The sequence below is a fragment of the Streptomyces cylindrosporus genome (assembly GCF_022698165.1).
Taxonomy (GTDB): domain Bacteria; phylum Actinomycetota; class Actinomycetes; order Streptomycetales; family Streptomycetaceae; genus Streptomyces; species Streptomyces cylindrosporus.
The window spans coordinates 43,955-67,355 of record NZ_JALDAY010000016.1; the positions used below are offsets into that span (position 1 = coordinate 43,955).

General features: G+C 70.3%; 21 protein-coding genes. 17 read left to right on the top strand and 4 right to left on the bottom strand.

Translation table 11 applies throughout. From position 1 onward, the window contains the following. Positions 1-6 precede the first annotated feature (6 nt). The 7 genes from rsmD (at position 7) to mutM (ending at position 5,107) form a co-directional block, all read left to right on the top strand. Positions 7-663, top strand: coding sequence for a 16S rRNA (guanine(966)-N(2))-methyltransferase RsmD (gene rsmD / locus MQP27_RS42310; protein ID WP_278197212.1), 657 nt, complete (start codon positions 7-9; stop codon positions 661-663). Between the two features lie 26 nt (positions 664-689). After that, positions 690-1,169 carry a pantetheine-phosphate adenylyltransferase gene (gene coaD, locus MQP27_RS42315; protein WP_242775965.1) on the top strand — a complete coding sequence of 160 codons (480 nt, stop codon included), beginning with the start codon at positions 690-692 and terminating at the stop codon, positions 1,167-1,169. A gap of 75 nt (positions 1,170-1,244) precedes the next feature. Beyond that, entirely contained in the window at positions 1,245-2,312 is a 1,068-nt protein-coding gene (locus tag MQP27_RS42320; RefSeq protein WP_242775592.1) for a F0F1 ATP synthase subunit B, read from the top strand. Positions 2,313-2,444: 132 nt separating this feature from the next. Then, on the top strand, positions 2,445-3,095 hold the full coding sequence (locus tag MQP27_RS42325) for a YceD family protein (RefSeq protein ID WP_242775593.1): 651 nt from the start codon (positions 2,445-2,447) through the stop codon (positions 3,093-3,095). Between the two features lie 2 nt (positions 3,096-3,097). Continuing rightward, positions 3,098-3,271, top strand: a complete 174-nt coding sequence (gene rpmF / locus MQP27_RS42330) for a 50S ribosomal protein L32 (RefSeq protein ID WP_003951102.1) — start codon at positions 3,098-3,100, stop codon at positions 3,269-3,271. 7 nt (positions 3,272-3,278) lie between these two features. Further along, the gene (gene rnc, locus MQP27_RS42335) at positions 3,279-4,130 is read left to right on the top strand and encodes a ribonuclease III (RefSeq protein WP_242775594.1); all 852 of its coding nucleotides are present in this window, start codon (positions 3,279-3,281) and stop codon (positions 4,128-4,130) included. 116 nt (positions 4,131-4,246) lie between these two features. After that, positions 4,247-5,107, top strand: coding sequence for a bifunctional DNA-formamidopyrimidine glycosylase/DNA-(apurinic or apyrimidinic site) lyase (gene mutM, locus MQP27_RS42340; protein ID WP_242775595.1), 861 nt, complete (start codon positions 4,247-4,249; stop codon positions 5,105-5,107). On the opposite strand, the gene MQP27_RS42345 is transcribed toward mutM, so the two are convergent. Then, positions 5,080-5,481 (bottom strand): winged helix-turn-helix transcriptional regulator, encoded by a 402-nt coding sequence (locus tag MQP27_RS42345; protein ID WP_242775596.1) that lies wholly within the window; start codon positions 5,479-5,481, stop codon positions 5,080-5,082. The genes mutM and MQP27_RS42345 overlap by 28 nt on opposite strands. A gap of 108 nt (positions 5,482-5,589) precedes the next feature. Here MQP27_RS42345 and MQP27_RS42350 point away from each other — a divergent pair, with 108 nt between their 5' ends. Beyond that, positions 5,590-6,171, top strand: a complete 582-nt coding sequence (locus tag MQP27_RS42350; RefSeq protein ID WP_242775597.1) for a flavodoxin family protein — start codon at positions 5,590-5,592, stop codon at positions 6,169-6,171. 48 nt (positions 6,172-6,219) lie between these two features. Here the strand turns inward: MQP27_RS42350 and MQP27_RS42355 are convergent, their stop codons facing one another. Beyond that, a complete protein-coding gene (locus tag MQP27_RS42355) occupies positions 6,220-7,353 on the bottom strand; it encodes a CAP domain-containing protein (RefSeq protein WP_242775598.1) in 1,134 nt (377 codons plus the stop codon). Between the two features lie 169 nt (positions 7,354-7,522). Between MQP27_RS42355 and MQP27_RS42360 the strand changes: the two genes are divergently transcribed. The 4 genes from MQP27_RS42360 to MQP27_RS42375 all read left to right on the top strand — a co-directional run bounded on the left by MQP27_RS42360 (position 7,523) and on the right by MQP27_RS42375 (position 13,836). Continuing rightward, positions 7,523-7,804, top strand: a complete 282-nt coding sequence (locus tag MQP27_RS42360) for an acylphosphatase (RefSeq protein ID WP_242775599.1) — start codon at positions 7,523-7,525, stop codon at positions 7,802-7,804. A gap of 380 nt (positions 7,805-8,184) precedes the next feature. Further along, positions 8,185-8,388, top strand: coding sequence for a hypothetical protein (locus MQP27_RS42365; protein ID WP_009327638.1), 204 nt, complete (start codon positions 8,185-8,187; stop codon positions 8,386-8,388). A 222-nt stretch (positions 8,389-8,610) separates the two neighbouring features. Further along, on the top strand, positions 8,611-12,210 hold the full coding sequence (gene smc / locus MQP27_RS42370) for a chromosome segregation protein SMC (RefSeq protein WP_242775600.1): 3,600 nt from the start codon (positions 8,611-8,613) through the stop codon (positions 12,208-12,210). A 207-nt stretch (positions 12,211-12,417) separates the two neighbouring features. Continuing rightward, complete coding sequence (locus MQP27_RS42375) at positions 12,418-13,836, top strand: sugar porter family MFS transporter (protein ID WP_242775602.1); 1,419 nt, start codon at positions 12,418-12,420, stop codon at positions 13,834-13,836. A gap of 78 nt (positions 13,837-13,914) precedes the next feature. On the opposite strand, the gene MQP27_RS42380 is transcribed toward MQP27_RS42375, so the two are convergent. Then, a complete protein-coding gene (locus tag MQP27_RS42380; RefSeq protein ID WP_242775604.1) occupies positions 13,915-14,886 on the bottom strand; it encodes an LLM class flavin-dependent oxidoreductase in 972 nt (323 codons plus the stop codon). Between the two features lie 104 nt (positions 14,887-14,990). Here MQP27_RS42380 and ftsY point away from each other — a divergent pair, with 104 nt between their 5' ends. After that, positions 14,991-16,193, top strand: coding sequence for a signal recognition particle-docking protein FtsY (gene ftsY, locus MQP27_RS42385; protein ID WP_242775606.1), 1,203 nt, complete (start codon positions 14,991-14,993; stop codon positions 16,191-16,193). 84 nt (positions 16,194-16,277) lie between these two features. On the opposite strand, the gene MQP27_RS42390 is transcribed toward ftsY, so the two are convergent. Beyond that, the gene (locus MQP27_RS42390) at positions 16,278-16,937 is read right to left on the bottom strand and encodes a bifunctional DNA primase/polymerase (protein ID WP_242775608.1); all 660 of its coding nucleotides are present in this window, start codon (positions 16,935-16,937) and stop codon (positions 16,278-16,280) included. Positions 16,938-17,382: 445 nt separating this feature from the next. On the opposite strand from MQP27_RS42390, the gene nsdA reads away from it, so the two are divergent. The 4 genes from nsdA to MQP27_RS42410 all read left to right on the top strand — a co-directional run bounded on the left by nsdA (position 17,383) and on the right by MQP27_RS42410 (position 23,335). Next, positions 17,383-18,867 (top strand): transcriptional repressor NsdA, encoded by a 1,485-nt coding sequence (gene nsdA, locus MQP27_RS42395; RefSeq protein ID WP_242775610.1) that lies wholly within the window; start codon positions 17,383-17,385, stop codon positions 18,865-18,867. Positions 18,868-19,193: 326 nt separating this feature from the next. Then, positions 19,194-20,525 carry an ammonium transporter gene (locus MQP27_RS42400; RefSeq protein ID WP_242775612.1) on the top strand — a complete coding sequence of 444 codons (1,332 nt, stop codon included), beginning with the start codon at positions 19,194-19,196 and terminating at the stop codon, positions 20,523-20,525. Then, positions 20,522-20,860: a P-II family nitrogen regulator gene (locus MQP27_RS42405; RefSeq protein ID WP_003997576.1), complete on the top strand. Its 339-nt coding sequence runs from the start codon at positions 20,522-20,524 to the stop codon at positions 20,858-20,860. The genes MQP27_RS42400 and MQP27_RS42405 overlap by 4 nt, the downstream gene beginning before the upstream one ends. 24 nt (positions 20,861-20,884) lie before the next feature. Next, positions 20,885-23,335 (top strand): [protein-PII] uridylyltransferase, encoded by a 2,451-nt coding sequence (locus MQP27_RS42410; RefSeq protein WP_242775613.1) that lies wholly within the window; start codon positions 20,885-20,887, stop codon positions 23,333-23,335. Positions 23,336-23,401: the final 66 nt, after the last annotated feature.

Consider the following 23,401-nt stretch of genomic DNA (forward strand, 5'->3'; position numbering starts at 1 on the left):
GGGGCACTGCGCGAGCAACCACGACGGACCTGCTGCCAAACTGAATCCGTAACCACCCTCGAACAAGGACCGAAGATGACCCGCGTGATCGCCGGCGCAGCCGGCGGACGACGCCTAGCCGTCCCACCCGGCAACGGAACCCGCCCCACCTCCGACCGCGCACGCGAAGGTCTCTTCTCCACCTGGCAGTCCCTCCTCGGCGGCCCGTTGGACGGCGAACGAGTCCTGGACCTCTACGCCGGTTCAGGAGCCGTGGGCCTGGAGGCCCTCTCCCGCGGCGCCGGCCACGCCCTCCTCGTCGAGGCCGACGCCAGAGCCGCCCGCACCATCCGCGAGAACGTCAAGAGCATCGGCCTTCCCGGCGCCGAGGTCAGGGCCGGAAAGGCCGAGCAGATCATCCAGACGGGTCCGCCGACAGCCCCGTACGACCTGGTCTTCCTGGACCCCCCGTACCGTGTGACAGATCACGATCTTCGCGAGATTCTGCTCACACTCCGCACCGAACACTGGCTCGCGCCGGAGGCCCTCGTCACCGTGGAGCGCAGCACCAGAGGCGGTGAATTCGGGTGGCCGGAGGGTTTTGAAGCACTCCGGTCCCGCCGTTACGGCGAGGGAACGTTTTGGTACGGTCGCGCCGCCTCTACGTGCGAAGACGCACGATGACCGGACCGGAGAGCGAGGGACCTCAAGTGCGCCGTGCCGTCTGTCCCGGGTCGTTCGACCCGATCACCAACGGACACCTCGACATCATTTCCCGCGCCTCCCGTCTGTACGACGAGGTCTATGTCGCGGTCATGATCAACAAGTCCAAGAAGGGCCTGTTCGAGATCGACGAGCGGATCGACCTGATCCGCGCGGTCACCGCCGAGTACGGCAACGTGAAGGTCGAGGCCTTCCACGGCCTCCTCGTGGACTACTGCAAGCAGCGTGACATCCCCGCCATCGTCAAGGGCCTGCGCGCGGTCAGCGACTTCGACTACGAGCTGCAGATGGCCCAGATGAACAACGGCCTGTCCGGCGTGGAGACCCTCTTCGTGCCGACCAACCCCACCTACAGCTTCCTGTCCTCCTCGCTCGTCAAGGAGGTCGCGACCTGGGGCGGAGACGTCTCCCACCTGGTGCCGCCGCTGGTCCTGCAGGCCCTCAACGAGCGTCTGCGCAAGGACTGATGAGGCGCGGGGACCGATGGGGCTACAGTCGTCCCGTCCGTCTCCAACACATCGGTAGAGAGTGGCGAGCACACGGTGGACGTGCAGAAGAAGCTCGACGAGATCGTCGCGGCGGTCTCCAGCGCCCGGTCGATGCCCATGTCCGCGTCGTGCGTGGTCAACCGCGCGGAACTGCTCGCCATGCTCGAAGAGGTGCGTGAGGCGCTGCCCGGCTCCCTGGCACAGGCCCAGGAGCTGATCGGCGACCGGGAGCAGATGGTCGAGCAGGCCCGCCAGGAGGCCGACCGGATCATCGGCCAGGCGCACCAGGAGCGCGGCTCGTTGATCTCCGACACCGAGGTCGCCCGCCGCTCCCAGGCCGAGGCCGACCGGATCCTCGCCGAGGCCCGCCAGGAGGCCGAGGAGGTCCGCGCCGAGGCCGACGACTACGTCGACTCCAAGCTCGCCAACTTCGAGGTCGTCCTCACCAAGACCCTCGGCTCCGTCGGCCGCGGCCGCGAGAAGCTCCTCGGCACCGGCCCGGGCCTCGACGAGCAGGGTTACGAGGACGAGGACGCCCCCGAGCGCAGCCACGACCCGGAGACCCTGCGCAAGGACGCCGACGCCTACGTGGACGCCAAGCTGGGCGCCTTCGAGGCGGTCCTGGCCAAGACCCTGGAGGCGGTCGGCCGCGGCCGGCAGAAGCTGCACGGCCGTATCGCCACCGACGACCTGAGCGCCCTCGCCGACGACCAGACGTCCTTCCAGCACTCCAGCGACGCCGACTACCTGGCCGACCTCGCCGCCCTGGCCCAGCAGGACGCCCCGGCGGAGCAGCCGCAGCCCGCCGCTCAGCAGCAGGGCTACGCCGAGCCGGAGCCGGTCTACGGCTACCAGCAGCAGGCGGACCCGTACGCGGGCCAGTACCAGCAGCAGGGCTACGGCCAGCAGGACGCCTACGGCTACCAGCAGGCCGATCCCTACGCCTACCAGGGCTACGACACCGGCCAGCACGCGGTGTACGACCCGAACCAGGCGCACCAGCCCCAGCAGCCCCAGCAGCCCCAGCAGCAGTCGTACGCCCTCGACGAGACCAGCCTCTTCGACACTGGCATGATCACGCCGGAGCAGCTGAGGGCCTACGAGCAGGGGCGCGGCCAGTAAGGGACCACCGGATTGGGCCGTGAGCGAAAGGTCCAGTATCCTGGCTCTTCGGTCGCGTGTACGTCCGCGATCAGCGCTGCCCCGGAACACCATAGGGTGGCGTCCCTCTGAGCTCAGAAGAACGAAAGCAGGATGGCTCCCAACGCTCGCCTCGATCACCGCAACCCCCTCGTGTTCGACACGCACGAGCTGGGTCGGCGTCCCGGTGCGCTGCAGCGGCTGTCCCGCACGATCGACGCTCCCAAGGACTTCGGTGTCCAGGGAGTCGTCGGAGTACCGGAAGGTGCTCCGGTGGAGCTCGAACTCCGCCTCGAGTCGGTCATGGAAGGGGTGCTTGTCACAGGCACCGCCCGTGCACAGGCCGAGGGGGAGTGCGTAAGGTGTCTGGAGCCGCTTCAGCTGGACGTCGAAGCGGAATTCCAGGAGATGTTCTCGTACCCTGACGCCGACGATCGGGGCCGCCCCAAGGCGGAACCGACCGACGACGCCGAGGAAGACGAGGACAGGCTCTTCATCGAGGACGGCCTGTTCGACCTCGAACCCGTGCTGCGTGATGCGGTGGTGCTCGCACTGCCGATGCAGCCGGTGTGCCAGGACGACTGCCCCGGCCTGTGCTCCGAGTGCGGAGCCCGGCTGGCGGACGACCCGGACCACCACCACGACGCCGTCGACATCCGTTGGGCGGCACTGCAGGGACTCGCCGGTTCACTCGGAGACGGCGAGAAGGACGAGATGAGCGGCGCTGACGCGGAAGCGGGCGTCGACGAGAAGCAGGAGAAGTAGCCGTGGCTGTTCCGAAGCGGAAGATGTCGCGCAGCAACACGCGCCACCGCCGGTCGCAGTGGAAGGCTGCGGTCCCCACCCTGGTTGCGTGCGAGCGCTGCCACGAGCCCAAGCAGCAGCACATCGCGTGCCCGTCTTGCGGCACCTACAACAAGCGCCAGGTCCTCGAGGTCTGAGCGGCTGGTGAGAGGCACCGTGTCCACTGCCAAGAAGGCGGAAGACGCCAAGGCGGACCCATCCGCCCGGAAAAAGTCGGACAACACGGCCTCGTCCCACACGCTTCTGGAAGGGCGGCTCGGGTACAAGCTCGAGTCCGCCCTTCTGGTGCGTGCGCTGACCCACCGTTCGTACGCGTACGAGAACGGCGGTCTGCCGACCAACGAGCGGCTGGAGTTCCTCGGGGACTCCGTGCTCGGCCTGGTCGTCACGGACACGCTGTACCGCACCCACCCCGACCTGCCCGAAGGCCAGCTGGCCAAGCTGCGGGCCGCGGTGGTCAACTCGCGTGCGCTGGCGGAGGTCGGTCGTGGTCTCGACCTGGGCTCCTTCATCCGGCTCGGCCGTGGTGAAGAGGGCACGGGCGGCCGGGACAAGGCGTCCATCCTCGCCGACACCCTGGAAGCGGTGATCGGCGCGGTCTATCTCGATCAGGGCCTCGACGCGGCCTCCGAACTGGTGCACCGCCTGTTCGACCCGCTCATCGAGAAGTCCTCGAACCTCGGAGCCGGCCTGGACTGGAAGACCAGCCTCCAGGAGCTCACCGCGACGGAGTCCCTCGGCGTGCCCGAGTACCTCGTCACGGAGACCGGCCCCGACCACGAGAAGACCTTCACTGCTGCCGCCCGCGTCGGAGGCGTCTCGTACGGCACCGGCACCGGCCGCAGCAAGAAGGAGGCGGAGCAGCAGGCCGCCGAGTCCGCCTGGCGGTCCATCCGGGCCGCGGCGGACGAGCGGGCCGAGAAGGCCGCAGCCGAGAAGGCGGCGGCCGAACAGGCCGCCGAGCACGGCGAAGGCCCCGCCTCCGTCTCTGCCTGACGGTTTCTCCGCCGTACGGCGGAGTCGCCGTCCCGAGAGAACAGCGCACCCGAGCGCCCGTCCCGCCATGGGGCGGGCGCTCGGTTCATCAACAGTGGTTCGGTACGGGGGTCGTGATGCCCGAGTTGCCCGAGGTCGAGGTCGTCAGGCGTGGCCTGGAACGGTGGGTCGCCCACCGTGTCGTCGCCGACGCCGAGGTGCTGCACCCGCGTGCCGTGCGCCGCCACATCGCGGGCGCCGACGACTTCGCGCACCGCCTCAAGGGACACCGCGTCGGCGTGCCCAGCCGTCGTGGCAAGTACCTGTGGCTGCCCCTGGAGGACACCCACCAGTCGGTCCTGGCGCACCTCGGCATGAGCGGCCAGCTGCTCGTCCAGCCGAACACGGCGCCCGACGAGAAGCACCTGCGCATCCGCGTCCGCTTCGCCGACGACCTCGCCACCGAACTCCGCTTCGTCGACCAACGCACCTTCGGCGGACTGTCGTTGCACGACAACACCCCCGAGGGCCTGCCCGACGTCATCGCGCACATCGCCCGCGACCCCCTCGACCCGCTGTTCGACGACGAGGCCTTCCACCAGGCCCTGCGCCGCAAGCGCACGACCATCAAACGGGCCCTGCTGGACCAGTCGTTGATCAGCGGCGTCGGCAACATCTACGCGGACGAGGCCCTTTGGCGCGCCCGCGTCCACTACGAGCGCCCCACGGCCGGCTTCACCCGCCCGCGCACGGCCGAACTCCTGGGCCACGTAAGGGATGTGATGAACGCCGCGCTGGCCGTCGGCGGCACCAGCTTCGACAGCCTGTACGTCAACGTGAACGGCGAGTCGGGGTACTTCGACCGGTCACTGGACGCGTACGGCCGCGAGGGGCTGCCGTGCAAGCGGTGCGGTACGCCGATGCGCCGGCGTCCCTGGATGAACCGCTCCAGCTACTTCTGCCCGAAGTGTCAGAGGGCGCCGCGCGTCCCGTCGTAACGCTCCCGGGCGGCGAGGACGTCGTCCATGCGGCCCTCCAGCAGGTGGATGAGTCCGAGCAGCCGCTCGGCGACCTCATGCCCGAGCGGGGTCAGTTCGTAGTCCACGCGGGGCGGGTTGGTCGGCTGGGCCTCGCGGTGCACCAGGCCGTCGCGCTCCAGCGCGTGCAGCGTCTGGGACAGCATCTTCTCGCTCACGCCGTCGACGCGGCGGCGCAGCTCGTTGAAGCGCAGCGAGCCCTCGTGCAGGGCGCCGAGCGTCAGCGCGCCCCAGCGTCCCGTGACGTGCTCCAGGGTGCCGCGCGAGGGACAGGCCTTGGCGAACACGTTGTACGGGAGGTCCTGCACCTCGGGGCGCTCCTGCGTGATGTCCATACCACAAGCGTACTCGAAGGCAGCGCTAACCGATAGGTTGCACTAATCATAAGTTAGTGCTTTCCTTTTCTCATTGTCAGCGACCTGCTCATTCCAGGAGTACCCATCGTGACCACCCCTGTTGTCTCCATCGCCTACCACTCCGGCTACGGCCACACCGCCGTCCTCGCGGAGGCCGTCCGGAACGGCGCCGCCGAGGCGGGTGCCGAGGTGCATCTGATCAAGGTCGACGAGATCACCGAGGACCAGTGGGCACTGCTGGACCGCTCCGACGCCGTGGTCTTCGGCTCGCCGACCTACATGGGCACCGCCTCCGGCGCCTTCCACGTCTTCGCCGAGGCGTCCTCGAAGCGCTGGTTCGGCCAGGACTGGAAGGACAAGCTGGCCGCCGGCTTCACCAATTCCGGCTCCAAGAGCGGCGACAAGCTGCACACCCTGCAGTTCTTCCAGATCCTCGCCGCGCAGCACGGCATGCACTGGGTCAACCTCGGCCTGCACCCCGGCTGGAACAACAGCGAGGGCTCCGAGCACGACCTCAACCGCCTCGGCGTCTTCGCCGGCGCGGCCGCCCAGACCAACGTCGACGAGGGCCCGGACGCCGTGCACAAGGCGGACATCAAGACGGCGGAGCACCTCGGCCGCCGGGTGACTCGGACGGCGCGGGTGTTCCTGCAGGGCCGCGCCGCCTGACCGTCGCAACGGGGACCGTCCTGCCCGAGGCCCGGGACCGGTACGGGACTAGTAGCCGAAGTCCTGCGTCCACCAAGGGCCGCCCGTGCCGAAGTGCACGCCGACGCCGAGGGTCTTGAAGTCGCAGTTCAGGATGTTCGCGCGGTGGCCCTCGCTGTTCATCCAGGCCTCCATCACCGCGGCCGCGGTGGCCTGGCCCCGGGCGATGTTCTCGCCGCCCAGGTTGGTGATGCCGAGCTTCGCCGCCCGGTCCCACGGGGTCGCCCCGCTGGGGTCGGTGTGGTCGAAGAAGCCGTCCGCGGCCATCGCGTCGCTGAACTGCTCCGCGAGGTCCGACAGCGCGCTGTTGGCGGCGACCGGGCTGCACCCGACCTTGGCCCGCTCCTCGTTCACCAGCTTGAGCACCTCCGCCTCGGCGGCGGCCTCCACGGAGACCGTCACCGGGGCGGTGGTCTCCTTCGGCGGCTTGGTCTCCTTCTGGGAGGGCGTCGTCTTCGGCTTCTTGCTGGGTGTCGCCTTCGGCTTCTTCGTCGGCGCCTCGGTCGTCGGCGCGGCCGACGCGGACACGCTCGGCGAGGGCGAGGCCGTACGGTCCGAGTCGCGGCTCGTGGAGGAGCCCTGGTCGCGGCCGTCGACGCTGCCGGAGGTGCCGCCCTGCTCGGCCGCCGAGTTGGTCGGCGTGCTCGCGGCCCGCACCTTGTCGTTGCCGCCACCGCCGAGCTTGTAGTTCTCCAGGCCCGGGACCGCGCCCGTGGCGACCGCGACCGTGCCGATGGCGACCGCCGCCGAGACCCCGAGCAGCCCGGTCTTCACCGGCGTGACGACCTTCTTCTTACGGCGGCGCGAACCACCGCGCCGGCCCTTGTCGGAAGAGAGCCCGTGCTCCGGGAAGACGGTCGCGTAGTCGTCCTCCGTGGCGAACAGGTACGCGGCACTGCGCGCCGAGGCCCGCTCGTGCTCCGCGGACGTCCGCGTGAGCTCGTCGGTGTTCAGGTACGGAGCGGTGCCCAGGGTGCTGTTCCCGCCGCCGGCGAACGCCTCCGGCGGGTCGTAGCTGTAGTCGTAGCTGGGCGAGTGGTACCGGGGGTCGTAGCCGCTCGTGTACGAGCCGTCCGTTCCTGTGACCCCCGTGGCGCGGCCCGTGGCGGCGCGGCCGGCGGCGGAGCGTCGGTGGCGTCCCATGTCCTTGCCTTCCTCGTCCATGCGGTCAACCCGCGTCGTGAAGATCCTGCGAGTGACGCGACTCACTCCTTCGAGTGAGTTTCATATGAGATTCATTGGGTGGGGACGGTACCGCATGGCGCCAGAGGAAGGAGTGCCCCGAGAGACATTGGCCGGTTAGGTTGCACCCATGAGCGAGGATGTGCGACTGGTCGCCTGGGTGCGGGGACGTGTCCAAGGTGTGGGTTTCCGCTGGTTCACGCGTGCCAAGGCGCTGGAGCTGGGGAGCCTTAGTGGTTTTGCTCTCAATTTGGGGGACGGCCGGGTCCAGGTGGTTGCGGAGGGCCCGCGGGAGCGGTGTGAAGGTCTTCTGGACTGGCTTCAGAGCGACGACACGCCCGGCCGCGTGGAGGGTGTCACCGAGATCTGGGACACACCTCGTGGGGGTTACGACGGCTTCGCCATCCGCTGAGCGGTTTCTGTAAAGCGGACCAGGTACAAGCGGCGGGACCTGCCACCGGCAGTTGCCCCGAGCGGAAAGAGCCTGGTGGTTGCCAAGAACCCCCGGCTCTGGCAGGCTCCGCACCTAAGAATGATCGTCACGCCCTGAGGGCCCCGCAGGAGCCGCAGCGCCGCCGTTTCAGGCCGCGCAGCCCCCGGTTGCCCGCCAATACAGGGCGTGATCGTGTTGACCGTCAAACTTTTTGGTGAGACGCTGAAAGCCCCGCGCACCTTAGCTGTTTGGCATGGATGAACGGCAGCACAAACTCAACAGTGCCAAGCACCGCGGGTGCGATTCCCTCACGACCCACACCGCTTCGGTCGGTCACTCAGTGTGGAGGACCATCCATCATGGCAAAGGCGCTTCTCGGTTACGTCGGCGGCTCCGACCCGCGACTCCTCGCCGAGATGCGACGGCTCCAGCAGCGCGTCCAGGACCTGGAATCCGAGCTCGTACGGATCCAGGCGGAGAACGACGCGCTGACGGCTGCCGCTTCTCACGACTCGCTTATGGAGAGCATCGACGCACACCAGGCGGAGCCTGCGCTCACCTGATCACTGCATCGAACAACGACAGCAGTGGTTGGGCTGCCCGTGTCAACCGCTAAGTTGTCAGAGTTTGCAAGGGACGCTTCGGCGTCCCTTCTTTCTTGCCCCCGTCTTCCTTGCCCCCGCGCACTCTTTCACTCTCTTTAACGTCTGGTGTGCCCTGCACGTTCATGGGTGAAACCGCGGGTTCATGGAGTGAGACACCCCCGGGAGGTAGAGTCCAGCGGCGTGCACCTCAAGGCCCTGACCCTCCGCGGGTTCAAGTCGTTCGCCTCGGCGACCACGCTCCGGTTCGAGCCGGGCATCACGTGTGTCGTGGGGCCGAACGGCTCGGGCAAGTCCAATGTCGTCGACGCCCTCTCCTGGGTCATGGGCGAGCAGGGCGCCAAGTCGTTGCGCGGCGGCAAGATGGAGGACGTCATCTTCGCCGGCACCACCGGCCGCCCGCCGCTGGGCCGCGCCGAGGTGTCCCTGACCATCGACAACTCCGACGGCGCCCTCCCGATCGAGTACGCCGAGGTCACCATCACGCGGATCATGTTCCGCAACGGCGGCAGCGAGTACCAGATCAACGGCGACACCTGCCGCCTCCTGGACATCCAGGAACTCCTCTCCGACTCCGGCATCGGCCGCGAGATGCACGTCATCGTCGGCCAGGGCCAGCTGGACTCCGTCCTGCACGCCGACCCGATGGGCCGCAGGGCCTTCATCGAGGAAGCAGCGGGCGTACTCAAGCACCGCAAGCGCAAGGAGAAGGCCCTGCGCAAGCTGGACGCGATGCAGGCCAACCTCGCGCGCGTGCAGGACCTCACCGACGAACTCCGCCGCCAGCTCAAGCCCCTGGGCCGCCAGGCCGCCGTGGCCCGCAGGGCGGCCGTCATCCAGGCCGACCTCCGCGACTCCCGCCTCCGCCTGCTCGCCGACGATCTCGTACGACTGCGCCAGGCACTGCAGACCGAGATCGCGGACGAGGCCGCCCTCAAGGAGCGCAAGGAGACCGCCGAGCAGGACCTGAAGAAGGCCCTGCAGCGCGAGGCACTCCTGGAGGACGAGGTTCGGCAGCTCACCCCGCGCCTCCAGCGCGCCCAGCAGACCTGGTACGAGCTCTCCCAGCTCGCCGAACGCGTCCGGGGCACCATCTCCCTCGCCGACGCACGCGTGAAGAGCGCGACCTCCGTACCGCCCGAGGAGCGCCGGGGCCGCGACCCCGAGGACATGGAGCGCGAGGCCGCCCGCATCCGCGAGCAGGAGGCCGAGCTCGAAGCGGCCCTGGAAGCCGCCGAGCGAGCCCTGGAGGACACGGTCGCCCACCGCGCCGAGCTGGAGCGCGAACTCACCCAGGAAGAACGCCGGCTGAAGGACGTGGCCCGAGCCATCGCCGACCGCCGCGAGGGCCTGGCCCGCCTCAACGGCCAGGTGAACGCGGCCCGCTCCCGCGCGGCCTCCGCCCAGGCCGAGATCGACCGCCTGGCGGCGGCCCGCGACGAGGCGCAGGAACGTGCCGTCGCTGCCCAGGAGGAGTACGAGGCCCTCAAGGCCGAGGTGGACGCCCTCGACGCGGGCGACGAGACCCTCGCCGACCAGCACGAGGCGGCCAAGCAGCAGCTGAAGGAGGCGGAGGCGACCCTGTCGGCGGCCCGGGAGGCGGCGACAACGGCGGAACGCAGCCGCGCGGCAACCCAGGCCCGCCACGAGGCCCTGGCCCTGGGGCTGCGAAGGAAGGACGGCACGGGCGCGCTGCTGGGCGCGAAGGACCGCCTGAGCGGCTTGCTGGGCCCGGCGGCGGAACTGCTGACGATCACGCCGGGCTACGAGGTGGCGTTGGCGGCGGCTTTCGGAGCAGCGGCGGACGCGCTGGCGGTCACTTCTCCGTCGGCTGCGGCCGACGCCATCCGACTGCTGAGGAAGCAGGACGGCGGACGGGCGTCGCTGTTGCTGGCTGGCGCCCCTGAAGACGCGGCCACTGCAGCGCACCCAAGGGGCGCGGGGAACTGCGCGACCAGCCACGACGAACCCGCAGACGCCACACATCAGCACGCGGCAGATCTCGTCCGCGCCCCCTCCGACCTCATGCCCGCCATCCGCCGCCTCCTCCACGGCATCGTCGTCGTCGCCACCCTCGAAGACGCCGAAGAACTGGTCTACGCAAACCCCCACCTCACCGCCGTGACCTCCGAAGGCGACCTACTCGCCGCCCACTTCGCCCACGGCGGCTCCGCAGGCGCCCCCAGCCTCCTCGAAGTACAGGCCTCCGTGGACGAAGCCGCAGCCGAGCTGGAAGAGCTCGCGATCCGCTGCGAGGAACTCACCGAGGCCCAACACGCGGCAGCGGACCGCCGTAAGCAGTGCGCCACCCTCGTCGAGGAGCTGGCCGACCGCCGCCGGGCAGCAGACCGCGAGAAGTCCGCCGTGGCCCAGCAGCTCGGCAGGCTGGCCGGCCAGGCCAAGGGCGCTGCGGGCGAGGCAGACCGTTCAGCCGCGGCAGCGACCCGCGCACAGGAGTCCCTCGACAAGGCCCTCCAAGAGGTGGAGGAACTCGCCGAACGCCTCGCCGTGGCCGAGGAGATGCCGGTGGAGGAGGAACCCGACACCTCCGTCCGCGACCGCCTCGCGGCAGACGGCGCCAACGCCCGCCAGACCGAGATGGAGGCCCGCCTCCAGGTCCGTACGCACGAGGAACGCGTCAAGGGCCTGGCCGGCCGCGCCGACTCCCTCGACCGCGCCGCCCGAGCGGAGCGCGACGCACGCGCGCGTGCCGAGCAGCGCCGCGCCCGGCTGCGCCACGAGGCGGCCGTCGCCGAGGCCGTCGCCTCCGGCGCCCGCCAGCTGCTCGCCCACGTCGAGGTCTCCCTCGCCCGCGCCGAGGCGGAGCGGGCCGCGGCCGAGGCCGCCAAGGCCCACCGGGAGCAGGAACTCACCGCCGCCCGCAACACCGGCCGCGACCTCAAGTCCGAGCTCGACAAGCTCACCGACTCGGTGCACCGCGGCGAGGTGCTCGGCGCCGAGAAGCGCATGCGGATCGAGCAGCTGGAGACCAAGGCGCTGGAGGAGCTGGGCGTGGAGCCCGCCGGGCTCGTCGAGGAGTACGGCCCGCACCAGCCCGTACCGCCGTCCCCGCCCGCCGAGGGCGAGGAGCTGCCCGAGGACCCGGAGCACCCGCGCAACCAGCCCAGGCCCTTCCACCGGGCCGAACAGGAGCGGCGGCTCAAGGCGGCCGAGCGGGCCTACCAGCAGCTCGGCAAGGTCAACCCCCTGGCGCTGGAGGAGTTCGCCGCGCTGGAGGAACGCCACAAGTTCCTCAGCGAGCAGCTGGAGGACCTGAAGAAGACCCGCGCCGACCTGCTCCAGGTCGTCAAGGAGGTCGACGAGCGGGTCGAGCAGGTCTTCACCGAGGCCTACCGGGACACGGCCCGCGAGTTCGAGGGCGTCTTCAGCCGGCTCTTCCCGGGCGGCGACGGGCGGCTCATCCTGACCGACCCGGACAACATGCTCACCACGGGCGTCGACGTCGAGGCCCGGCCGCCGGGCAAGAAGGTCAAGCGGCTCAGCCTGCTCTCCGGTGGCGAGCGCTCACTCACGGCCGTAGCGTTGCTGGTGTCGATCTTCAAGGCTCGCCCGAGCCCGTTCTATGTCATGGACGAGGTCGAGGCGGCGCTCGACGACACCAACCTGCAGCGGCTGATCCGGATCATGCAGGAGCTGCAGGAGGCCTCGCAGCTGATCGTGATCACGCATCAGAAGCGGACCATGGAGGTCGCCGACGCGCTGTACGGCGTCTCCATGCAGGGCGACGGCGTCTCGAAGGTCATCAGCCAACGACTCCGCTGAGCTGTCGCCTCAAGACCGTCTCTTCCAACGTTCTCTTCAAGAGTTGAACACATTCCCGTTACTCCTGCGCTGAAAAGTCACAGCCAGACCCTCTTGACTTCGAAACTTGAAGGCATAGTCTCGGCAACGTTGCTTTTACCTTCAGGTACCACCTACCTGGAAGGGTCCCCCACCCGGCAGCGTTGCCGGTGGCCCGAGGAGTTGAACGTGACCAGCACAGCGCAGGCACAGAAGTCAGGAGCCAGGCCGGCTCATCCCGATCATCTCGGGCACGTCATCTTCATCGCGGCGGCGGCCGCGATGGGCGGTTTCCTCTTCGGCTACGACAGCTCCGTGATCAACGGCGCCGTCGAAGCCATCCGAGGCCGGTACGACATCGGCTCCGCGGCCCTCGCGCAGGTCATCGCCATCGCCCTGATCGGCTGTGCCATCGGCGCCGCGACCGCCGGCCGGATAGCCGACCGCATCGGCCGTATCCGCTGCATGCAGATCTCCGCCGTGCTGTTCACCATCAGCGCCGTCGGCTCGGCGCTCCCCTTCGCCCTCTGGGACCTCGCCTTCTGGCGGGTCGTCGGCGGCTTCGCCATCGGCATGGCCTCCGTGATCGGCCCCGCCTACATCGCCGAGGTCGCCCCGCCGGCGTACCGCGGGCGGCTCGGTTCCTTCCAGCAGGCCGCGATCGTGGTCGGCATCGCCATCTCGCAGCTGGTCAACTGGGGTCTGCTCAACGCGGCCGGCGGCGACCAGCGCGGCAAGCTGATGGGCCTCGAGGCCTGGCAGGTCATGCTCGGCGTCATGGTGATCCCGGCCGTCCTCTACGGCCTGCTCTCCTTCGCCATCCCCGAGTCCCCGCGGTTCCTGATCTCCGTCGGCAAGCACGAGCGCGCCCGCGAGATCCTCGAAGAGGTCGAGGGCAAGAGCGTCGACCTCGACGCCCGGGTCACCGAGATCGAGCACGCCATGAAGAGCGAGCACAAGTCCACGTTCAAGGACCTGCTCGGCGGCTCCTTCTTCTTCAAGCCGATCGTCTGGGTCGGCATCGGCCTCTCGGTCTTCCAGCAGTTCGTCGGCATCAACGTCGCGTTCTACTACTCCTCGACCCTGTGGCAGTCGGTCGGCGTCGACCCGACGGACTCGTTCTTCTACTCCTTCACGACGTCGATCATCAACATCGTCGGCACCGTGATCGCCATGATCTTCGTGGACCGCATCGGCCGTAAGCCGCTGGCCCTGATCGGCTCGGTCGGCATGGTGATCGGTCTCGCGCTGGAGGCCTGGGCGTTCTCGTACGACCTGGTCGACGGCAAGCTGCCGGCCGCGCAGGGCTGGACCGCGCTGATCGCCGCCCATGTCTTCGTGCTCTTCTTCGCCCTGTCCTGGGGTGTGGTCGTCTGGGTCATGCTCGGCGAGATGTTCCCGAACAAGATCCGCGCCGCCGCCCTGGGCGTGGCCGCCTCCGCGCAGTGGATCGCCAACTGGGCGATCACCGCGAGCTTCCCGTCCCTGTCCGACTGGAACCTCTCCGCGACCTACGTGATCTACACGGTCTTCGCCGCGCTCTCCATCCCCTTCGTCCTGAAGTTCGTGAAGGAGACGAAGGGCAAGGCCCTGGAGGAGATGGGCTGACCGCCCACCCGAACCCGGGGAGAAGGGCCAAGTCCCCGCTGCCCCTCTCCCCGTATCCCCAAGGCGTACTGCCCCGGCTCACCCCCCGAGCCGGGGCAGTACGTCGTCGCAGAACAGCCGCAGGCTCCGCCAGCCCTCCTCCACCGGCATCCCGCCGGCCAGCGGATGCAGTACGAGGTTGTCGAGGCCCTGGGCCACGCACTCGTCCGGCGTGAGGATCCGGTAGACGCCCTCGGCGCGCAGCTCGTCCACGGTCGTGGCCGCCGACCGCACCGCCGAGGTGATGTCACCGGACTGCCAGGAGGCGTACGTCCGTGCCTCGTGCAGGAAGTGCTCGCCGTGCTCGGCCCAGGCCCGGTCCGGATCCTCGGCGAGGTGCAGCAGCGGGGTCTCGGCGGTCGGCATCATGGTCCAGCCCTCGGTGCCGTACTCCACGAGCCGTTCCTTGTAGTAGGCCTCCAGCTCGGGGAGGTGGGCGCTGGGGAAGAAGGGCAGGCCCAGGCGGGCGGCCCGGCGGGCGGCGGCCTTCGAGGAGCCGCCGACCAGCAGCAGGGGGTGCGGCTCGGTGAAGGGGCGCGGGGTGACCCGTACCGTACGGCCCCGGTACTCGAACTCCTCGCCGGACCAGGCCTTCAGGAGCGTCTCCAGCAGCTCGTCCTGGAGCTTGCCGCGCCGCTTCCACTCCACGTCGAAGTGGGCGTACTCCTCGGGCCGGTAGCCGATCCCGGCGACCGTCACCAGGCGGCCCCCGCTCAGCAGGTCGAGTACCGCGATCTCCTCGGCCAGCCGGAGCGGGTCGTGCAGCGGGCCGATGATCGCCCCGACGGTGACCGCGATCCGGCGGGTGGCCCCGAAGACGGCCGCCGCGAAGGCGAAGGGGGAGGGGAGCCAGTTGTTGTCGACGCCGTGGTGCTCCTCGGTCTGCACGGTGGTGATCCCGTGCTCGTCGGCGTACGCGGCCATCTCCAGGGCGGCCCGGTAGCGAGCGCTGAGGGAGGCGGGGGTGGCGCCGGGTTCGACGAGATTGAAACGTACGACCGTGACGGGCATGGGGGTCCCCTTCGCCGGGCGGATGTGGAGGGGGACGTTAGCTGACGGTGTGTCAGACATCCAGAGGGGTGTCGTAGGACTCCATGACTGATACTGGACGGGTTATGGAAACCGTCATCCTTGCTGTAGTCATCGCCGTGGTCGTGCTCGGTGCGCTCGGTGGGCTCGTCGTCGGCAGCCGACGCAAGAAGTCGCTGCCCCCGCCGCCCCCCGCCGCCCCCGACATCACCGCCCCTCCGGCCGAACCGCACATCGGCGACGAGGCCGAGACGCCGCGCGACGAACCGCGCCGGACGATAGAGGAGGTGGATCTTCCGGACGGCTCGGCCCCGGTCACCGTCGAGGAGCCCCCGTCCCTCGAAGTCCCCGAGATCGAGGTCCCCGAGCCGACCGCCGGCCGGCTCGTGCGCCTGCGTGCCCGCCTCTCCCGCTCGCAGAACGCGCTCGGCAAGGGGCTGCTCACGCTCCTGTCCCGCGAGCACCTCGACGACGACACCTGGGAGGAGATCGAGGACACGCTGCTCACCGCCGACGTCGGCGTGGCCCCCACCCAGGAGCTGGTCGAGGGGCTGCGCGCACGCGTGAAGGTGCTCGGCACCCGCACCCCCGAGGAACTGCGCGGCCTGCTGCGCGAGGAACTCCTCAAGCTGGTCGGCACCGACCTCGACCGCACCGTGCGGACCGAGCCCGAGGACCGCAAGCCCGGCATCGTGATGGTCGTCGGGGTCAACGGCACCGGCAAGACCACCACCACCGGCAAGCTCGCCCGGGTCCTGGTGGCCGACGGCAACAGCGTCGTGCTGGGCGCCGCCGACACCTTCCGGGCCGCCGCCGCCGACCAGCTGCAGACCTGGGGCGAGCGGGTCGGCGCCCACACCGTGCGCGGGCCCGAGGGCGGCGACCCCGCCTCCGTCGCCTTCGACGCGGTGAAGGAGGGCAAGGAGATGGGGTCGGACGTCGTCCTCATCGACACCGCCGGGCGCCTGCACACCAAGACCGGGCTCATGGACGAGCTCGGCAAGGTCAAGCGCGTCGTCGAGAAGCACGCCCCGCTGGACGAGGTCCTGCTCGTCCTGGACGCCACGACCGGGCAGAACGGCCTGGTGCAGGCCCGCGTCTTCGCCGAGGTCGTCGACATCACCGGCATCGTGCTCACCAAGCTGGACGGCACGGCCAAGGGCGGCATCGTGGTCGCGGTCCAGCGCGAGCTGGGCGTGCCGGTCAAGCTGGTGGGTCTGGGTGAGGGCGCGGACGATCTGGCACCGTTCGAGCCGGAGGCGTTCGTGGATGCGCTTATCGGCGAGTGAGACACGTCGTCCACACGGTCGTACACGCGCAGGAAGCGCCCGCCCCCAAGGTGCAGTTGGGAACGGGCGCTTCGTCGTGTACGGCTATGCGCGCGACCGGTGTGCCACATACGCCAGCGTCCCCAGCAGGAGCCGGGCCGCCGGTGGCTTCGTCGCCGAGTCCAGGGCGGGCTGGCGCAGCCAGCGGACGGGGCCGAGGCCGCCCCGGTCGGACGGCGGGGCCGTGATGAACGTGCCCGGACCCAGGCCGCGCAGGTCGAGGGAGGTCGGGTCGTCCCAGCCCATGCGGTAGAGGAGCTCGGAGAGCTCGGCGGCGGCGCCGGGGGCGACGAAGAAGTGGGCGCGGCCCTCGGGGGTGGCGGTGACCGGGCCGACCGGGAGGCCCATGCGCTCCAGGCGGACCAGGGCGCGGCGGCCGGCCGGCTCGGCGACCTCGATGACGTCGAACGCGCGGCCCACCGCGAGCATGACCGACGCGCCGGGGAACTCGCTCCAGGTCTTGGTCACTTCGTCGAGGGTGGCGCCGGCCTGCACCTGGGGCGCGAACTCCAGTGGATGCGCCCCCGGTTCACCACAATCCGTCCGGCCGCAGGAACAGGCGCCTCCGGCGGCCCGTGCCCCGGCCACCACGTCCCAGCCCCAGAGGCCGGTGAACTCGGCGACGGCGGTGCACTCGGAGGAGCGGCCGCCGCGCCTGCGCGTGCCGGAGCGGATCTCCCGGATGCCGCCGATCGTGAAGCCCATGCCCCCTCCAACGGGTCCGACGCGTCGGTGGTTACGACGCGGATGCGGAACGTGACGCTGTGTTCCCGACTTCCCGGCCCCGCGTGGTCCAGGCGGCGCTCTGAAGTACCCCGGGTGGTGAGCTGGGCGACGCGCGCCCCTGAGTGCATCGCTCCGCCCGCACCCGGTCGTCCTATGTCAAGTGAATCGCGTGCGGGCGACCGTCAGTTCATTCGAAGGGGTGGCGAATGGTGGCGTTTCCGGGATCGCCATGGCTGGACGGGTGATCGTAGGATTACTTTGAGTGCACGAGTCCTGGGGGCACATGCACTCGTGGGTATGCCGGAGGCAACTCGGGTTTCCGTTCGAAGGGTGAGAACTACCGGACGGGCGGACCTATTTACCGGCATTCTGATAGGGCTTGGCGCACTCGGCGACAAGTGGTCTCAGGGATGGGGGCGTTCCAGTGAGCGGCAACGGCGGAAGCGGGACGACCGCGACCAGCACGGACAAGCGCCCGAACGAACTGCTCACGTCCTGGTTCGTGCGCAGCGGCTGGTCGAAGGGCGAACTCGCCCGCCAAGTCAACCGCCGGGCACGCCAGTTGGGCGCCAACCACATCTCCACCGACACCTCCCGGGTGCGCCGCTGGCTGGACGGCGAGAACCCCCGCGAGCCCATCCCCAGGATCCTGTCCGAGCTGTTCTCCGAGCGCTTCGGCTGCGTGGTCTCCGTCGAGGACCTCGGCCTGCGCGCGGCACGCCAGTCACCCTCCGTGTCCGGCGTCGACCTGCCCTGGACGGGCCCGCAGACGGTGGCCCTGCTCAGCGAGTTCTCGCGCAGCGACCTGATGCTGGCGCGGCGCGGCTTCCTCGGGACCTCGCTGGTCCTGTCCGCGGGCCCGTCCCTCATCGAGCCGATGCAGCGCTGGCTGGTGCCCACGGCCCAGGCCGCCCAGCCGGAGCCCGAGCCCGTCGGCGCGAGCCGCCGCGCCGGCCGGCTCTCCAAGCCCGAGCTGGACCTCCTGGAGTCGACCACGGTGATGTTCCGCCAGTGGGACGCCCAGTGCGGCGGCGGCCTGCGCCGCAAGGCGGTCGTCGGCCAGCTGCACGAGGTGACCGACCTACTCCAGGAACCCCAGCCCGAGTCCACCACCCGCAAGCTGTTCAAGGTCGCCGCCGAGCTGGCCGAGCTGGCCGGCTGGATGTCGTACGACGTGGGGCTCCAGCCGACCGCCCAGAAGTACTTCGTCCTCGCCCTGCACGCGGCCAAGGAGGCCGGCGACAAGCCCCTCGGCTCGTACGTGCTGTCCAGCATGAGCCGCCAGATGATCCACCTCGGCCGGCCCGACGACGCGCTGGAGCTGATCCACCTCGCGCAGTACGGCAGCCGGGACTGCGCGAGCCCGCGCACCCAGTCGATGCTGTATGCGATGGAGGCCCGCGCCTACGCCAACATGGGCCAGCCCGGAAAGTGCAAGCGGGCCGTCCGGATGGCCGAGGACACCTTCGCCGACGTCGAGGAGTGGGACGAGCCGGACCCGGACTGGATCCGCTTCTTCTCCGAGGCCGAGCTGCACGGCGAGAACAGCCACTCCTACCGCGACCTCGCCTATGTCGCGGGGCGCAGCCCGACCTACGCATCCCTGGCCCAGCCCGTCATGGAGCGGGCCGTAGACCTGTTCGCCAAGGACGCCGAGCACCAGCGGTCGTACGCACTGAACCTCATCGGGATGGCCACGGTCCACCTGCTCCAGCGCGAGCCCGAGCAGAGCACGGTGCTGGCCGAACAGGCCATGCACATCGCCAAGAAGGTCCGCTCCGAGCGGGTGAACACTCGTATTCGAAAGACCGTCGACACGGCGGTGCGCGACTTCGGGGACCTCGCCGAGGTCGTCGACCTCACCGAGAAGCTCTCCGTCGAGCTGCCGGAGACCGCCGAGGCGGTCTGAGAAACCGCCGTATCCCTTGAACCCCGGCCGCGGCCGGCCTTCCCGAACCGCCCGACTCGGCTCCCCCGTGCCAGGTCATCGGAAGGCCCGTCGCGGCCGGATCCTTTCCGTCCCGGAAGGTTGCGCCACGATAACGATCGACGCTGCCGGGATCCAGCAGTTCATCGAGGCGTAACACACGAGGCGCCTTCGTCACTGCGGCGAAACAACGAGGGGCTTCCACCGAAACCGCGCTGCGCCAATCTCTTGGCGCATAACCGGCCCACCCCTCATGCCCGCTTCAGGCTTCGCCCGCACGGGGCCGTACCAATGACGAGGAGACGCCGATGGCCCCAGCCATCACGCTCGCCGCAGAAGCTCCCAAGCTGTCTGCCGCCAACACGGGCTTCATGCTCATCTGTTCCGCCCTGGTGCTGCTCATGACCCCGGGCCTGGCCTTCTTCTACGGAGGCATGGTCCGCGTCAAGAGCACCCTGAACATGCTGATGATGAGCTTCGTCAGCATCGGGATCGTCACCATCCTGTGGGTGCTCTACGGCTTCTCCCTGGCCTTCGGCTCCAGCAACGGCTTCATCGGCTTCAACTCCGACTGGCTGGGCATGAGCAACGTCGGCCTGACGGAGCTCTGGGACGGCTACACGATCCCGATCTTCGTCTTCATGGTCTTCCAGATGATGTTCGCGGTCATCACGCCGGCCCTGATAAGCGGCGCCATCGCGGACCGCGTCAAGTTCTCGGCCTGGTCGCTCTTCGTGGCCCTGTGGCTGACGGTCGTCTACGTCCCGGTCGCCCACTGGGTCTGGGGCGCCGACGGCTGGGCCTTCAAGCTCGGTGTGATCGACTTCGCCGGTGGTACGGCGGTCCACATCAACGCCGGTGCCGGCGCCCTCGGCGTCATCCTGGTCATCGGCAAGCGCGTCGGCTTCAAGAAGGACCCGATGCGCCCGCACAGCCTCCCGCTGGTCATGCTCGGCGCCGGTCTCCTGTGGTTCGGCTGGTTCGGCTTCAACGCCGGTTCGTGGCTGGGCAACGACGACGGCGTCGGCGCGCTGATGTTCGTCAACACGCAGGTCGCCACCGCCGCCGCCATGCTGGCCTGGCTCGCCTACGAGAAGATCCGCCACGGCGCGTTCACCACGCTGGGCGCCGCCTCCGGCGCGGTCGCCGGTCTGGTCGCGATCACCCCGTCCGGTGGTGCGGTCTCCCCGCTCGGCGCGATCGCGGTCGGTGTCATCGCCGGTGTCGCCTGCGCCGCGGCCGTCGGCCTGAAGTACAAGTTCGGCTACGACGACTCACTCGACGTCGTCGGCGTCCACATGGTCGGCGGTATCGCCGGCTCCCTGCTCATCGGCTTCTTCGCCACCGGCAAGGGCCAGTCCACCGCGACCGGCGTCTTCTACGGCGACCACTCCTTCACCCAGCTGTGGAAGCAGTTCGCCGGTGTCGGCGCGGTCCTCGGCTACTCCCTGGTCGCCTCCGCGGTGCTCGCCTTCCTCCTCGACAAGACCATCGGAATGCGGGTCACCGAGGACGAAGAGGTCTCCGGTATCGACCAGGCCGAGCACGCCGAGACCGCATACGACTTCAGCGGTGCCGGTGGCGGCTCCGCCAAGGTCGCCGTGGCTGCCGCGGCCGAGTCCAAGAAGGTGGACGCATGAAGCTCATCACCGCCGTCGTCAAGCCCCACCGGCTCGACGAGATCAAGGAAGCCCTCCAGGCCTTCGGAGTCCACGGCCTGACGGTCACCGAGGCGAGCGGCTACGGTCGTCAGCGGGGCCACACCGAGGTCTACCGCGGCGCCGAGTACACCGTCGACCTGGTCCCCAAGATCCGGATCGAGGTGCTGGCCGAGGACGACGACGCCGAGCAGCTGATCGACGTCATCGTCAAGGCGGCCCGTACCGGCAAGATCGGTGACGGCAAGGTCTGGTCCCTGCCGGTCGAGACGGCCGTCCGGGTACGGACCGGCGAGCGCGGCCCCGACGCGCTCTGACAGAAGAAGAACAGGAGCTGCTGGGTGTCGAGTACTGAAGTGCACAGCGAAGCAGAGGACTCGGGACCCAGCGGCTATGCGGCGGCCCGGCTGCGTCTCCTCACCGAGGGGGTGCAGTCCGGGCCGCCGCGCCGTGCGGCCCTGTCGGAGCTCACCGACGACTGGCTGACCGGCCTCTTCGGGGCCGGTGCCGAAGGACTGCGCGGGGTCTCCCTGGTCGCCGTCGGCGGCTACGGCCGCGGTGAGCTGTCCCCGCGCAGCGACCTGGACCTGCTGCTCCTGCACGACGGCGGCGACGCCAAGGCGGTGGCCGCGCTCGCCGACCGCATCTGGTACCCCGTGTGGGACCTCGGCCTCGCCCTCGACCACTCCGTGCGCACCCCGGGGGAGGCACGCAAGACCGCCGCCGAGGACCTGAAGGTCCAGCTCGGCCTCCTGGACGCCCGCCACATCGCCGGTGACCTGGGCCTGACCGCCGGACTGCGCACCGCGGTCCTCGCCGACTGGCGCAACCAGGCGCCCAAACGCCTCCCCGAACTCCAGGAGCTGTGCTCCGAACGCGCCGAGCGCCAGGGCGAGTTGCAGTTCCTCCTCGAACCCGACCTCAAGGAGGCCCGCGGCGGCCTGCGCGACGCCACCGCCCTGCGCGCCGTCGCCGCCTCCTGGCTGGCCGACGCCCCGCGCGAGGGCCTCGACGACGCCCGGCGCCGCCTCCTCGACGTCCGCGACGCCCTGCACCTCGCCACGGGCCGCGCGACCGACCGGCTGGCGCTCCAGGAGCAGGACCAGGTCGCCGCCGAGCTCGGCCTGCTGGACGCGGACACGCTGCTGCGCCAGGTGTACGAGTCGGCGCGAGTCATCTCGTACGCCAGTGACGTCACCTGGCGCGAGGTGGGGCGCGTGCTCAGGTCGCGCGCCGTACGGCCGCGGCTGCGCGCCATGCTCGGCGGCGGCAAGCCCGTCGCCGAACGGTCGCCCCTGGCGGAGGGCGTGGTCGAGCACGACGGCGAGGTGGTGCTCGCCCGCACCGCGCGCCCCGAGCGCGACCCGGTGCTGCCGCTGCGCGCCGCGGCCGCCGCCGCCCAGGCCGGCCTCCCGCTCTCCCTGCACGCCGTACGGCGCATGGCGTCCATCGCGCGCCCCCTGCCCACGCCCTGGCCCGCCGAGGCCCGCGAACAGCTGGTCACCCTGCTCGGCTCCGGCCACCCCACCATCGAGGTGTGGGAGGCGCTGGAGGCGGAGGGCCTGATCACCCAGCTGCTGCCCGACTGGGAGCGGGTGCGCTGCCGGCCGCAGCGCAACGCCGTGCACATCTGGACCGTCGACCGCCACCTCATCGAGACGGCCGTCCGCGCCTCCGAGTTCACCCGCCGCGTCCACCGCCCCGACCTGCTCCTGGTCGCGGCGCTGCTGCACGACATCGGCAAGGGCTGGCCCGGCGACCACTCGGTGGCCGGCGAGATCATCGCCAAGGACGTCGCCGCCCGCATCGGCTTCGACCGCGAGGACGTCGCCGTACTCGCGACTCTCGTACGTCACCATCTGCTGCTCATCGACACGGCCACCCGGCGTGACCTGGAGGACCCGGCGACGGTCCGGTCGGTCGCCGAGGCCGTCGGGACCCAGTCCACGCTGGAGCTGCTGCACGCGCTGACCGAGGCCGACGCGCTGGCCACCGGACCGGCCGCCTGGTCGTCCTGGCGGGGCTCGCTCGTCGCCGACCTGGTCAAGCGGGTCGGCGCCGTGCTCGCCGGGGACCTGCCCGAGGAGCCCGAGGCCGCCGCGCCCACCGCCGAGCAGGAGCGGCTCGCCATCGAGGCGGTCGCCACCGGCAGCCCGGTGCTGTCCCTGCGCGCCCAGACCGAGCCGCCGACCGAGGACCAGCCGCCCTCCGGCGACCCCGAGCCGCTCGGCGTCGAGCTGCTCATCGCCGTACCGGACCAGCCGGGCGTGCTGCCCGCGGTGGCCGGCGTGCTCGCCGTGCACCGGCTGACCGTGCGCACCGCCGAACTGCGCGCCCTGGACCTGCCGGACGGCGTCGAGGGCTCGGTGCTGCTCCTTGACTGGCGGGTCGCCGCCGAGTACGGCTCACTGCCGCAGGCCGCCCGGCTGCGCGCCGATCTCGTACGGGCCCTGGACGGGTCCCTGGACATCGCGGGTCGGCTCGCCGAGCGGGACGCCGCCTATCCGCGCCGCCGGGGTGTCGTGGCGCCGCCGCCGCGGGTGACGGTCGCCTCGGCCGCTTCCCGGCTGGCCACGGTGATCGAGGTGCGCGCGCAGGACGCCCCGGGGCTGCTGCACCGGATCGGGCGGGCGCTGGACGACGCGAAGGTGCGGGTGCGCAGCATGCACGTGTCGACGCTGGGCGCGAACGCCGTGGACGCCTTCTACGTGACCGGGCCGGAGGGTGCGCCCCTGCCCGGCGAGGAGGCGGCGTCCGTGGCGCGCAAGCTGGAGGAGACCCTCAGGGGATGACGGACGCGGGATCCCGGTGTCGTACCGAGCCGGGATACCCTTGAAGACGCTCACCCTGCCCCCGAC